At 66.2% G+C, this 13,487-nt stretch carries 13 protein-coding genes; 5 read left to right on the top strand and 8 right to left on the bottom strand.

The window, feature by feature from the left end:
- The coding region (locus ACFE67_RS05760) for a Fic family protein (protein WP_375405916.1) at positions 1–992 on the bottom strand (992 nt) is incomplete at its 3' end.
- 71 nt (positions 993–1,063) lie between these two features.
- Entirely contained in the window at positions 1,064–1,468 is a 405-nt protein-coding gene (locus ACFE67_RS05755; protein ID WP_375405915.1) for a hypothetical protein, read from the bottom strand.
- A 434-nt stretch (positions 1,469–1,902) separates the two neighbouring features.
- Here ACFE67_RS05755 and ACFE67_RS05750 point away from each other — a divergent pair, with 434 nt between their 5' ends.
- Complete coding sequence (locus tag ACFE67_RS05750; protein ID WP_375405914.1) at positions 1,903–2,577, top strand: hypothetical protein; 675 nt, start codon at positions 1,903–1,905, stop codon at positions 2,575–2,577.
- A gap of 193 nt (positions 2,578–2,770) precedes the next feature.
- Here ACFE67_RS05750 and ACFE67_RS05745 read toward each other — a convergent pair whose 3' ends face one another.
- From ACFE67_RS05745 to ACFE67_RS05725, 5 genes are all read right to left on the bottom strand, one after another.
- A complete protein-coding gene (locus ACFE67_RS05745; RefSeq protein WP_375405913.1) occupies positions 2,771–5,059 on the bottom strand; it encodes an esterase/lipase family protein in 2,289 nt (762 codons plus the stop codon).
- Entirely contained in the window at positions 5,056–5,469 is a 414-nt protein-coding gene (locus tag ACFE67_RS05740) for a hypothetical protein (RefSeq protein WP_375405912.1), read from the bottom strand. Before ACFE67_RS05740 ends, ACFE67_RS05745 begins: the two co-directional genes overlap by 4 nt.
- Positions 5,470–5,762: 293 nt before the next feature.
- On the bottom strand, positions 5,763–6,116 hold the full coding sequence (locus ACFE67_RS05735) for a hypothetical protein (protein WP_375405911.1): 354 nt from the start codon (positions 6,114–6,116) through the stop codon (positions 5,763–5,765).
- An 85-nt stretch (positions 6,117–6,201) separates the two neighbouring features.
- A complete protein-coding gene (locus tag ACFE67_RS05730; RefSeq protein WP_375405910.1) occupies positions 6,202–6,435 on the bottom strand; it encodes a hypothetical protein in 234 nt (77 codons plus the stop codon).
- A gap of 5 nt (positions 6,436–6,440) precedes the next feature.
- On the bottom strand, positions 6,441–6,908 hold the full coding sequence (locus ACFE67_RS05725; protein WP_375405909.1) for a hypothetical protein: 468 nt from the start codon (positions 6,906–6,908) through the stop codon (positions 6,441–6,443).
- A 553-nt stretch (positions 6,909–7,461) separates the two neighbouring features.
- On the opposite strand from ACFE67_RS05725, the gene ACFE67_RS05720 reads away from it, so the two are divergent.
- The 4 genes from ACFE67_RS05720 (at position 7,462) to ACFE67_RS05705 (ending at position 11,277) form a co-directional block, all read left to right on the top strand.
- Positions 7,462–8,301, top strand: coding sequence for a hypothetical protein (locus ACFE67_RS05720; RefSeq protein WP_375405908.1), 840 nt, complete (start codon positions 7,462–7,464; stop codon positions 8,299–8,301).
- Between the two features lie 173 nt (positions 8,302–8,474).
- A complete protein-coding gene (locus tag ACFE67_RS05715) occupies positions 8,475–9,152 on the top strand; it encodes a LuxR C-terminal-related transcriptional regulator (RefSeq protein ID WP_375405907.1) in 678 nt (225 codons plus the stop codon).
- A gap of 194 nt (positions 9,153–9,346) precedes the next feature.
- Positions 9,347–10,297, top strand: a complete 951-nt coding sequence (locus tag ACFE67_RS05710; protein ID WP_375405906.1) for a sensor histidine kinase — start codon at positions 9,347–9,349, stop codon at positions 10,295–10,297.
- Between the two features lie 71 nt (positions 10,298–10,368).
- Positions 10,369–11,277, top strand: coding sequence for a hypothetical protein (locus ACFE67_RS05705; RefSeq protein WP_375405905.1), 909 nt, complete (start codon positions 10,369–10,371; stop codon positions 11,275–11,277).
- A gap of 291 nt (positions 11,278–11,568) precedes the next feature.
- Here the strand turns inward: ACFE67_RS05705 and ACFE67_RS05700 are convergent, their stop codons facing one another.
- On the bottom strand, positions 11,569–13,362 hold the full coding sequence (locus ACFE67_RS05700; RefSeq protein WP_375405904.1) for a GDSL-type esterase/lipase family protein: 1,794 nt from the start codon (positions 13,360–13,362) through the stop codon (positions 11,569–11,571).
- Positions 13,363–13,487: the final 125 nt, after the last annotated feature.

Below are 13,487 nucleotides of genomic sequence, written 5' to 3'. Positions count from 1 at the left end.
CTGCCGAGGATCCGCAGCACGACGGAGTCGCTTCGCGGTGCGGCCGGTGACAGGCCCTGCTTCGTCCGATAGGCCAGGAGCTCTCCCATGCTGGCCCGGTCGACGGCCTCGATGTCGTCGGCGAGGCGCACCGCGTTGGCAGCAGCGAGCTCCGCCGCCGCCGCGAATGCGATCACCCAGTCGTCCAACCGGATCGGATCGTCCCGAAAGGCGGTCAGCCCCGCGATGTACGCGTTGGTGTCGCTGGCGAAGACGGTGCTGATGGGGATCAGCGTGTTCCGGAGCGCGTCGCCGCGGCTCAGCACGGTGTGGATCAGCGCGCGTCCGGTTCGGCCGTTGCCGTCGATGAACGGGTGGATCGTCTCGAACTGCGCGTGGGCGATCGCCGCCCGCACCACCGGGTTGCCGTCGGTCGCCGTGAGGAACCCAGCTAGGTCCGCGACCAGGCGCGGCACCTCGGTCTCGGGAGGCGGGACGAAGTCGGCGCGCAGCGGGCTCCATCCCGGTCCACCGACCCAGTTCTGCTCGGTACGGAGGCCGGACGCCAGCGAGGGCTCGATCACGTGCTGCAACGCCACAAGGTCCGCGACCTCGATCGGGCGACCCGGATTAGCGAGCGAGGCGATGGCGTTCTCCGTCGCCTGCACGTTGGCGATCACGTCCAGCGCGACCCGGCTGCCTTGCCGCAGTGCTTCGGCGATGGCGAGCCGCTTCGGGGTGACCCGGTTCCCCTCGATCCACGACGACGAGATGCTCTCCGACCGGATCAGCAGATGATGCAGGTACCCGCCACGCCGGCCGACCCGCTCGTCGGCGCGAGCCAGGATCGCCAACGCGTCCTCCGACGCCTGCCGGGCCGCGAGGCCGAGAGCGGGCAGGCCCTGCCCCAACTCGTCGGGGACGTAGGCGCGGTATCGCCCCGGTGCTCGATCACGCCGGCTCAGCCCGGCGTCGTCGACCGGATGCCAGAACAGCTCTACGAAGTCCGCCACAGCGATTACCACCCTCGACCCGAATCTACTTTAGCAACTCTAAAGTAGATATAAACCAGTCGATACCTCGGTTAGCCGGTGCCCCATACAGACGGTCGGCTCGCGCGATGGGTGTGATTGGTCTCGAGCTGCGTCTGATCGAGCGCGCGGACCTCCTTGCGCGGCAGCGGGATGGGTGCGGAGTCGCGGACCGGGTTCCGGTCGATCGCGTCATGGCGCACGGCGACCTTCATCAGCAGCCCGAGCACACCCCGCGCCCTGCGCGCATGGGCGGAATGCACCGGCGCGAGGGCTTCCAGAAACCGGTCGACGCGGCCCCCGGTCACCTCCCGCAGTCGCAGCTTCCCGAGCGCGGGCAGCACGACCGTGCGGAGGTTCTGCTCATAGGCGTCGAGAGTCTGCGGCGCCTGCTTGACGGAGATATGCACCTCCGCCAGCCAGAACTCCGCGAGGAGCAGTAGCGAGGAGGAGACCATGCCGGACGGGTGCGCGGCACACGCCCGCATCAATCGGATGGGGGTATACGACGAGTTTGTGACGACTTGAGTGCGATCTGGCGGTGGGAGGGATGCAACGAGGGCCCGTACTCCTAGGAGTTACGGGCCCTCGAGCGCCTTCGGTGGTACACCCCCCGGGACTTGAACCCGGAACCCACTGGACCAGATTGGGGGCCGGACCAGGGAATCCTTAACCTCGAGTCGCCTCGAGAAAACGCTGATCAGATCGACTTCTGCTCGATCGCGTTGCATTTGTGCACCTCGACGGCACTGGCTACCTCGGACGATCTCGACTGGTTTCGAGTGGTGAACAGCCGAGTTTTCGCCGACCGCTCAGCAAGCGGTAGGTCGGGACAGCGAGCGACACTGAGCGAGGATCTCTCCCGCCGATTTGAGCAGAAGGGGCAACCGCCATGACCGACTCCTGGGCGCGCTGGTGTACCAAGTTCGACCGAACGATGGAGGCCGCGTACCAGGCCCACTACTACCGGTGGATGTGGCGGACGATCAACGCGGTGATCGATCAGTCCGGGGTAAAGAAGCAGCCCACCTTGGTCAACTACCTCAACACGACGTACGTCGCGTACATCGGCTCCTTCGTACGACGCGAGGTCGACACCAGGCGAGACGTCGTGAGTCTCACAGGGTGTGTCAGAGACCTCGAGGCCGACCTGTCGCTCATTACACGCTCCCGATACGCAGAGCTCAACGTGCAAGCCCACGGCGACCAGGGCCCCGACGATGCGTCTGGGTTTCATACGTTCGCACCCCACGGAGGCGAGAACCTCGAGCGAAAGGTGCTCGCCGGACGACGGATACGGCTCGCAGCAGCAGCCTCGGGAGTCAAGTCGTTCGTCGACGAGAACATCGCTCACACCTCGCACAAGCCCAGCGGGACGGTCGTCACCTACCGGGACGTTGATTCGGCCATGCAGGAGATCGAAGCCATCGAGAAGGAGCTGTATTTCTTGCGACACCCGGGAGTAGCGCTTTGGACGGTGACGCCGGTACCCGACCTGGCCTTTCTCGAAATGTTCCAAACGGCGTGGTTCCCGCCTGGATCGACGCTCCCACCCTCGGCTTCGTAGCCCCTGCGGCACGACCCAGCAGGCAGCGCCACAGAGAGCGGGGCGTCACGCCGACCACGTCAACACCAACTCCGTGAACGAGGCAAGACGGTCCTTGAACGTGCCCCTCGGTTCCAGGGTTTCCGGATTTTTGTGCCTCTGGAGCAAGCGGTCTCGACGTCCCCGAGTAGAGCGCGGCCCGAAGCAGCGGCCGTCATCGCACGATCGCGTACGACGGCCTGACGCTGAACATCGACCTCGAGAGGGTGAAACCCTGGACCTTCTTCACGTTGCTGTCATAGATCGTGTACGTGCAGGTCATGGCAGCGGCTGCGGACTTGCACGTAAGTCCGTTCACGGCGATGGTCTCACCCTTCGGCAACACCTTGGCCTTGAACGAATAGCCGCGCACGGAGATCGGTGCGTTCCCGCACCCTGGTCCGATCCCACCTTCGTCGTAGTTGAATCCCGACCAGTCGCCAGCGTGGCACGGTGTCCGGTACGTCAACTTCCAACTCGGATTGATCGCCATGCAACCCACCGCAGGTGCATCCGACGGACCCTGCACCTTGAATGTCGAGCACCGCACCGAGTGATCGGGCGCGTCCCAGCTATAGACAAGACCCGAATTCGAGTCGAAGAGGCCGCTCGTATCCAAGTAGTTGGAGAGTGCGACAGCGGTGCTGTCCTGCTTCGTCGACGCGCTCGGCGCGCCACAACTCGGGTCGCCTTGCAACGTCGTCAGTGGACCGTGGGCGAGCGTCGTCGCGGGTAGCACGGCGTAATCGGTCCGCACCTTGGTCAGCGGACATGCGCCCGCTGTCGTGAACGCCATCCATCCGACGTCGGTTCGCAATTTTCCATTTGCAAACGAGGCATTGCTGAAGCCGGGAAGTCCCGCCCCTCCAGCGGTGGTGAGCCTCCCCGGATCGATGAGGCCAATGACACGGAGATCGTTGGTGTACACCGCAATGTAGGAGTACCCACCTCCGGCTCCGGAGGCCGAGCAGCCGAGACTGACAGCGATGGCTCCCCGATCGGCGTCCGACATCTGCGATCGACCGTCGGCAAGAAGCGCGATCGAGGTCGAGGTCGGATTGCTCACGTCATCGCCGTCATAGAAGGGCACTGTGCCGATACCGCCGTCGCCGTTCGTGCCGGGGATAGTGAAGGCGCCCTTGTTCAGCATTGCAGGCTTGTCGTAGCAGACCCCAGCGGGCACGGTAATCGATTCGACCGCCGCCTTGAGCGACGCCTCTACCCGGGCGTGGATGTCGTCGTACACGGCGCCGAGAGCATCGTTCGTGAGCTCGATGTCTCGAGTGAGTTGACCGTGTCCGCAGGGAACGCTGCTGTCGACGATCGGAACACTGAATCGCTGCGCGTCCACCTTTGAGACGACGCCGAGGATCACACCGGCTTCATCGCCGACAGCCCGCGAGGCGTTCACTGTATAGGCGCACGCGACCTGGCTGTGCTCACGACCGGGCGACGGGATCGCGGATCCCGACGTGACGATGGTGTCTCCGAGATGCAATGTGACCGCCGCGTCGACCTCCCGGAACCAGGAGTGCGAGGTGCTGTAGTCCGCGTTCCCCGCCAGCTGCACGAGGTGGATCGACGTCGGGATGGACGGCAGCTTCCGAATCTGTGCGGACCCATACTGGAGCGCGTTCGCGGCGTCAGATTCGATGGTGGTCACGGGCGTCAGCGCATTGACCTTGGTGCAGATGCTGTCAGCGTCGGCTGTACTTATCCGGCCACAGGCAGCAAGGATCGCGGTTGTCAGCGTGAGGAACGGAGACCCGCCCAGGGCTCCGGTGACTCCGTCGGCTACGACGGTGCCGTGAGCGAGGCTATCCATCACAGACCCCTTAAACGGAGTCCCCATCGTCACGATTGTGCTGATCTCCCCGGCGCGGCTGGCCGCTCCTGGGAGGGACCGCGAAAAAGTCTGCTCGATCGCGAGACCGCCCATGGAGTGCGCGACGAGGATGACCTTCTGACCTGATGCCGTGTACAGGCAGTCGATCGCGGTGGCGAGCGCGTCACCGATGTGCGGATCGGTGACCCATCTGTCCGACCACTGGTGGTAATCGAATGTGTACACGGCAGATCCAGCCATGTCCTGCAGCTGGCCGATGAGGGACGTGCGAGCCGCCACCGTCCCGACCGCGTTGGCCGTCAGGTCGATCCTTCCGGAGAAGTTCCCGGCTCGGGAGTCGTCGTGGAACGACCGACCGTTCCATCCATTGACCACGACGACGGGCACGAACATGCCCGACGGCCCAGGCGAGATCGTGATGGGATGCCCGTTCGGGTCCAGGTCGGGGCTGTTCTGCAGCCGGGGAGCGAGGTGAAGTTCGGACGTCGTGCACTCTGTCGTCGACGGGGTGGAACCCAAGGCGGCGGCGATCGCCGTGGTGGGTGAGCCGATCCCGGCGATCGCGGCGGCGATGAGGATGACCGGGGTGACGATCAGCGCGATGCCTCGGCGTATCACCGCTCGACCGGGATGGTTCCGAGGACGACCCATCGACCGTCCTCCTTCAACATGGACACGAGGTACGTCGCGGCCATGTGCCCTGGGCTCGTCAATGTGGCGACCAGCGTGCCGCTCGTTCGCGACGCCACCGCCCACGAATTCGCCTGCACTTGGATCGTCGATCCAGTGGGCACCGCGTCGGCGATGTTCACCGACCTCTTCTGGTCCTTGGGAACCAACGATCCCGGATCGGACGTCAGCTTCGTGAGCGCGTTCGACGCGTCCCTCCCCTCCTGCACGGACGAGATGGCTGATGGTGCCGCTGAGGAGGTCCCCGTTGACAGCGGAAGCCCGCCTCCAGAGGCGAGGAGCAAGTACCCGACGCCCACAGCAGCGACGAGAACGACGACCGACGCGATGATGATCACAGTGCGCTTCAACGAGAAGTCCAGGTGTTGTTCGAACAGGGCCGTCGACCGCGGCGATCGGGCTGGGTACATCCCTCTGTCTGTGGACCGTCAACAATGTGCGCCTCAGCCCTGGCTCTTGATCCGGTGATCCGCATCGTCGTGCCGTTGCGCCCGGCCATCCAGTTATTCCGGACCGAAGACGCACCTTGCAAGATCGTTCCCTTGTCGTCTCAGTTGCTGTCGCGAACGGCTCCGCCGTTCGCAATGCTGACGATGATCGACGGACGCGACATCTATCAGCAAGCTCTGTCTCACCGCTTCGTGAGAACGATCTGCTTCCCACCCGAGTTGAACTTCATTGTGTCGCCGTCGAATGTCACTTCGAGAGTCTCCTGGTTCGGGGGCTGCCGCACGACGAGCGGATATGTGCCGTCCGATTCTTTCGATCCCAACGTGCAGGTCTCCCCGCCGCCGATGTCGAGCACGGAGCCGTTGGCGTAATACATGCCGCTGCACTGACCGTCGTCCCCGATCACCTTGTCCGCTGAACCGTCCGAAGCGGACCAGACACCCGTCACGGACGGCGCGGAGGAGCAGCCGGACAGCAGCAGCCCCGCGCAACTCATAGCGAGAACGATCAGAGCAGTGCGAAGCGAGACACGCACGGGTTCCTCCTTCGATCTGTCTGACGCCCTCTGTGAGTCGTTCTGGGGGCGCTTCGGTCGGCGTTGCCGCCCCGCGGCGAGGGCGCTACTCATCGCTGTCGTCCACCGGCGGGCGCCAGGCCACGGGCGTCACTTCCTGCTTCGGCTTGCGCAGTAGGAGGCCCCCACCGACGGCGATCGCGCCACCACCAAAGACGAGGAGCAGCAGGATCGGGGTCTGCGATTCGTAGTAGCCGGCGTGGCCCCAACTGGCGCCGATGAGCAGCAGGAGGCCGCCGCCGACAAGCCCGGCCCAGCCGAGCACCTTTCGGCCCTGCATCGCGATCAGTCCCGGGCCGGCGAGTAGGCAGGCGGCACCGGGTCGGAGTCTGCCGTGTCAGAGATGACGATGGAGGCGTTCGCGTCGCTGTCCTTCAGGGTGGCAGACAGCCGTTCGAGGAACAGCTTGTACGTCGAGTAGTTGTTCATCAGCTTCGGCCCGGCCGGGATGAATCCCATGATCGTGTTCTGGCTCGTCCGGTAGAAGGAGATCGCCGTGCGCACGGTCGTGGTGCTCGCGTCTGTTCCGGTCGACACCGTGAAGACGATCTGCTTGTACTTGCCTCCGAGGCCACCCAACACCGTGAATTCCATAGCGCTCGCGCCCCGGTTGGTAACGGTGAGCGGGCCGAGCCCCCGGAACCAGTCGGTCTGCTGGGAAGTTGCGACGGCCTCGGCCATCTGCAGGACGTCGGTCGCCGAGGAAGTCGTCCTCGCCAGAAGTCCGTTCTTTGCGTGCTTATGCGATGCCAAGGCGACCGCCTCCTTCGGGTTGGGGTTTCGCAAACTACGACGTTGTCGGAGCGTCTGGCCAGCCAGGGTTTCCTAGGCACGCTCGCCGTCCGGCACTAGGAACCGAAGCCGAGCCCGGGAATCCATAGGCAGCAAACTCCGGGCGCAGAGGTCACTGTGTTGGCTGTCCCTCGCGATGCCTGTCTGCGCACGCGTTCGCTTCGGGGGATCGCCACCTCGGGTCGGTCCTGTCCGGCCCGCTTGGCCTGGTTGCACTTCACAAACGAATTCGCGCAGTCGAGGGGAACAGGAGAGCGCCATCAGCCGGAATGACGAGTGCCCGCCGGCGCCGTTATGGCGGCCAAGTGCGTGGGCGCGGATGGGCTTGGTCCTCGGTGCGGTCGTCCTCACCCTGAGCCTCGCGTCGTGCACCCCTGCGGCGTCGAGTGGACCGCTCGCGACGGGCGCAGCAGTCGCGAGCCGGAGCTCGGCGGCCAGCTCCCCAGGCTGCCCTCAAGGTCTGATCGACGACACCGAAACCGCTCATGGCGCGTCCAAGCAGTACGACCTCCGCGTGCTGGATGCAGCCTTGGCCGTCGAGCTGCCAGATGCCTCCGCGTGTGTGCTGACCGTCGATGGGGACACGGCGAACTCGACCGCCTTCTATGTGTATTGGCCGACGCAGGGTGCTTCTTTCGCTAACTCGGTCGGCAAGGCATTCATGACCGCCGGGTTCCGGCCATCGAGTGGTGGCAGATCATTCTCCTCGGGCTCCGCCGACGCCGAGGTCGACACCTTCGCGGCGCACGATCAGAACTGGTCTGAGTACTTCGGCGGGGCGCAGCTCGTACTCCTCGCGGGGCAGTTCGACGGCTCCCCCGGAATGACAGCCTCTGCCGTGCCGGGTGCGGGCACGGGATCCACCCTGACCTGGCAGAGCTCCTGCATGCTCACCCTTGCCGAAGTGAACGAGGCCTGGCGGCCGAAGGGTCTGAAGTTTACGGGCCCGGCAGCTGGTGACGATGACTCGACCGCCTGCGAGTATTCACAGGAGGGGCAAGACCTTCCCGTGCAGGTCGAGTTCGACTTCCGCCCGTACAGCGCGACAGGAAGCTATGGGTGGACCTCGACGGGCATCTCTTGGACTGCTCCGAATTCTACCGACGGCGCTAAAAATGCCTGCAGCGCTGCAAGATCGGCCGCAAGCACGAGCGGCGGCTTGGGGGCGATCTGCTCGAAGGTTGGCGACGCGACCATTGTCGTGGGTGGGACACGCACGGAGGCCATCGTGTTCCGCCCCGGCAACTACTTCTACGTCGTCGAGTTATTCGATATCGGTGGGGACGACTCGTTGAGCGAACCGCTCCGTCGCATGACGACGCAGCTCGCAGAGCGCACACCGGTGGCCCCGTGAGAAGGCCGATCGACACTTACGCTCCGAGCACGCTGTCGCGACGCCGATCGGTCATGAGGTCTCCTGCGTCCGGTAAAGCCTCGCTGTCTCCTCCTCTCGCATCAGGTTCCGTCCGAGCGGTGCGTACCGCGGCTCGGACCTTGGGGAGCGAGGTCGCACTATTCTGCGAATCGATGGACGCACAGACCCCGATGCCAGCTCCTCCGGGAGCCACCTCGTCGGTCACGTTGGTGGACGACCACCCACTGGTCGGCTACGCGCTTCTCGCCGCCCTCGACGGGCGCTCGGATCTCAGACTGGGCGGGACTTACGCCACCGTCGACGCCTTGCTTTCAGCGCATGCGCGCCCCGGCCTCGTGCTGTTGGATCTCCGGCTGGCTGATGGATCGTCACCCTCCGACAACGCGCAACGGATCCGCGACGCGGGCGGCGAGGTACTGGTCTTCACCTCGGCAGAGGATGCGTATCTGGTCCGTGAGGCCCTGCGGGCTGACGTGCTCGGCGTCCTACGCAAGTCCACCCCGGTCGAGGTGATGATCACCGCGATCGAGCAGGCCGCGACGGGTTTGCCCGTCGTCACGAGTGAGTGGGCGCACGCGCTCGAGAGCGACCCACGACTCCCGGACGCCGCGCTCAGCCCGCAAGAGGCTCGCGTACTCCAGTTGTTCGCCGACGGAGCGAAGTCACAGACGGTCGCGGACACCCTCTACATCACGGTGGGCACGCTCGAAGACTATGTCCGCCGGATCCGGGCCAAGTACGCGCGAGCGGGTCGACCGGCACCGACGAAGGTCGACCTGTACAAGCGAGCGATCGAGGACGGTCTGCTTCCCGGTCCGGGAAGGCAATGAACAGGAGCGCGGAGGACCGGATCCTCCGCACGATCGGACTGCTCTTCGGCGTCGGCGGCGCGGTCTTCGGTTTCCTTACCCTTCCGACCATCCTGCAGCAGCTGTCCGCAGCGCCGGCCTGGTGGAACGCGACCTCCCTGCTGGCGACGATCGGCATTCCCGTTCTACTCGGTGGGATCTCCCCCGTCTCTCCGGTGCGCGCGATCCGGACCGTCGCCGCGTGCGGAGCGGTGGGCAATGTGCTGACCCTTGCGACCACGCCGATCGTCTTCTCTGCGGCCGCCACAGCGAGTTCCTCGCCCTGGACTCTGCAGTTGACGGCGCTCGGCACCACAGCAGCGGCTCTCGCGCTGCCCATCACGCTTCTCACGGCGGATGTTGTCCTGACCGGCGCACTGGTGACCGTCGATCGGTTCTCGACCGAGTCTGGTCCGCTCGCCCTGATTCCGCTGCAGGACGGGCTCTACGCCGTGCTGTTCAGCGCCGTGTTCGCCGGGCTCGCGGTGGGTGCACTGCGGGCAGGGAGGGCGGTTGATGATGCGGCGGCGGCCGCCGTGTCAACCACGCACGATGCTCAGGACGAGCGCATTCGGTCTGACGAGCGAGCCAGGGTGAACGGGCTCGTGCACGACCATGTACTGACGACGCTGCTCGTCGCTGCCCGCGGCCCATCTACATCGGCCGCGGTCGACGCCGTTGAGGCCCTTGAACAGCTGCGGCGACTGACTGAGCCAGGTGAGGAGCAACAAAGTCTCCCCGATACGGTCCTGCTCGATCGGCTCCGCTCCCTGCTGTCTACGATTGCGCCGACCGCGCGAGCGGTGATCGACGGCACGCCCTCGTCCCCGTTGCCTCCCAAGGTCATTGATGCGCTCGTCGGCGCGACCGGGGAGGCGCTCCGGAACAGCAGACGGCACGGAGGCGCGGGAGCCTCGATCGAGCTCCACGTGTCTCGCGGGCCGGACGTCCTGGAGATCGCTGTGATCGACGACGGCGTCGGATTCGACGAGCATGCCGTGCCGGCAAATCGGCTCGGGATCGCGGCCAGCATCGTCGGCCGCTTGCGCAGCGTGGATGGCGCTGCCGACGTGTACTCGCATCGCGGTCGTGGAACCGCAGTGCGGTTGCGGTGGCCCGCGCAATGACTGATTCAGCCTTGCTGGCCCCTCCGCTCGACAGCCGGTTCGCCCGAATACTGCTCGTTGCATTCGCGGTGGTGCACGTCATTCTGGCGATCGGACCGGGACCCACGCCGATCGTGCTCACCGCGGTCGCCCTCACAGCCCTCATGACAGCTGCAGTCATCGTCGTGCTCGTCGGCGGACGGCGCCTCACGCTGAGGTGGACGCTCGCGAGTGCGTTGCTCGTCGTCGCGGGCAACGCCGTCGTCATTCCCGGGCTGCCCAGTGATGGCTGGCCTGGCTACGCCTCCTGGCCGATCGGCGCAGGCACGATGATCTGCATTGGCCTCACTCTCCGCCAGCGCATCGCGTTCGCCTGGGTGAGCATGGGTGCGCTCACCGTCGTCTGCCTCGCCTGGTCGATCAATGGCAGCGCGGGCCCGCTTGCCGGACTCGGTCTCGTCGAGCGACAGATCGGCGTGCTGCTAATCGGCACGCTGTTCGCGATCGGACTGCGTCGCGCCGCGCGGTCCGCGGCGGAGTTCGCGGAGGTACAGCGGCGACAAGCGCTTGAGCGCGATCTGGCCGAAACGGAGGTGCGCGCCCGAGGCGACGCCGCCCGACGGGTGCTCGCGGTGGCCGGCCCCACGCTCGAGCTCATCGCGTCCGAGAGGACGCTCGACATCTGGGAACGCGCCCGCATCGCAGCGCTCGAGGGCCGGCTTCGCGACGAGATCGCCATTGCACCCCTACTCTCTGAGTCTCTCGACCATGCCCTGAACGCGGCGCGCAGCAGAGGGGTCGACGCCGTCGTCCTCACCGAAGCGTCAGTTGGCGACCTCCCGACCGCGGTTCGACTCCGTGCGGCGGACTGGCTAGCAAGCCGCCTCAATCAGGTCGTGGGGACCCAATTCGTCGGCCGGGTCGTGCTGCGCGGGCGAGACGTCCGTGTGAGCGCCGCCGTCGACGACGCGGTCGAGGATCGTCTGCTCTTAGACGAGTGATTCGCTTCTGCTCGCGAGGCACTCGACCTCCACACTTCGCGCAAGTCAAAAAATGCGTCGGTGGGCACCCGACGCTGCTTCAGAGTGAGACATCTGTTGCCCGGGGCACAACCACCAAGTCGTTGCCGCTGCGAAGTCCCCGCTCCGGCTCGAAGATCGCGTCCTGATTGAGGAACTGGTCGACGATTGAGGAACTGGTCGACGCAATCCGTGCTGCTCTCGCGTAGGCGGAGGTTGCCGAAGGTCGGCAGGCGAAGACTGATCCGTTGGCGATGTGGACCACTCAAGCCTTCAGGGCGCCGGCAGCGGGTGAGGTCGTCGACGCCGCGGCCGGCTGCCGATGACGAGGCCGGCAGCGATCAGGAGTGCGAGGGCTGCGAGCGCGCCGACCAGCCCGACCCAGACCGGGATCGGCCGCACGACCGTGAGGTCGATCGCGACCTCGCGGTCCGCGCCGGAGGAGTCGACACCGGTCGCCATAAGGCGGTGCCGGCCCGGTTCGGTATCGGTCGGGATCATCGAGCGCAGACGGACGACGCCCTTGCTGTCGGCCAGGGTGGTGCCGAGCCCCACCGGGACGGAATGCAGGGTGAGCAGTACCGGCGTGTTCGGCGCGAAGCCGGTGGCGTCAATCGTCGCGCTCTGCCCCTGCTGCAACGTCGCGCTCCCCCCGGCGACGACACTGACGCCGGCCGTCGGAGCGGGAAGTGCGGAGCCCAGCACCGACGACACCGAGGCACTGGACGCCGGCTCGGCGACGAGCCGCTTCACCGCGTCGGTCGCCTCGACGCGCGTCTGCGCCGCCTCCCAGGTCCGGAGGATGTCGGTGATGGCCAGGTAGCCGTTGGCGTTGGGATGCATCGCCTGCTGGCCGGCCACCGTGCTGGTGAGGTATCCGAGGGGGTCCTTGCCGTTCCAACGATGCGGGTCCGGGTTCGCGAGCGGTTGGACCCAGGTGCGCAGGACGTCCGCGCAGTACGTGTGACTCGGGAGGAACGCGCCGATCGGATCCCCCGTCGAATAGACCTCGTAGCCGTCGTTCCGAGCGGCTTGGGCCCCGTGATTAGAGGAGGCCATAAGCGCCGCCGCGAGCTCGTTCGCGTACCGGATGGCCGGCTGGGTGAACGCGGAATGGGCCTTGCAGTAGCCGAGCCACGCAGGAGGGAACTCCTGCGGGTAGGTGGAGACGATCACGGGCACGTACTTCCCGCCGCGCTGGGCCACGAAGCGAGGATTGTTCGCCGCCTTCCAGAGGTCCTCGTAGACCCTGCGCAGGTCGTGCCAGCGGTAGCCGATGTCGTCGAGGTTCTGCTCACCGACCGAGTTGTCGTCCCTGCAGTCCTTATCGCTCAGACCGAGCAGAGCGTGTCCGACGCACGCTTTGATGATGTCCGCGAACCCGGCGTCGTTCCCGCCCAGCGTCAGCACCACCGCCCCCGGAGGCGCGTCGAGCGCCAGCAGCTGGTCGAGCTGCGCGGTGGCTCTGAACTCCCCATCGTCCGTCACCTGGTCGTCGTACAGGTCGGCGATGACCGCGCCGGAGCACGCCAGGATGCGGACCTGGCTCGGCTTCAGCACATCGGCGAGGTACGTCTTGTAACTGCGATGGCATCGCAGGAGGGCACTCCGGGTCGCCGGCTTGTAGTCCCCGCCGCCTTCCCCCGCCGAGAACGAGTCACCCATGATCACGATCGGCCAGTTGTGGTCCAACGCGGGGCTCAACAGGGCCCCTGTCAGCGGCAGCACGGCCTTGGAGAACCGGATCGAGCCGGTGCGCTGCACCCCTCGGACGTTCGTTCCAGTCACGGCGACCCGCCAGGACGCCTGCAGCCCCTCCCACGACGAGTCGCTGGAGACGGTCCACACGCGGCTCACCGATCGTCCCGCGGGCACGGTCCCGACCTGCAGGGTCGCGGGCGACGCGGTCGGGCGGATGGTGTGCTGCGGGTCTCGCACGAACGCGAGCGACGCGCTCACGTCCTGCACGTCATGCACAGACGGGTTGTGCACGCTGACGCCGAGCGAGAAGGTCTGGCCCGCGGTCACTGTGTCCGGCGCGGAGGTCGTGACCTCGATGGTCGGCATCGTGAGGCTGTCGAAGATGTCGTCGAGGGCCTGGCCGTCGTCCGCGGAGGCTGTGGTGCCCCCGGTGGCGTCGGCGATGCAGGACAGCGCGACCTCCGCGCCCTTCTCGGCGGCGAACCCGATGC

Origin of the sequence: uncultured Amnibacterium sp. (assembly GCF_964244015.1) — a bacterium.
Lineage (GTDB): Bacteria > Actinomycetota > Actinomycetes > Actinomycetales > Microbacteriaceae > Amnibacterium.
This window is presented reverse-complemented; position numbering and strand designations above follow the sequence as displayed.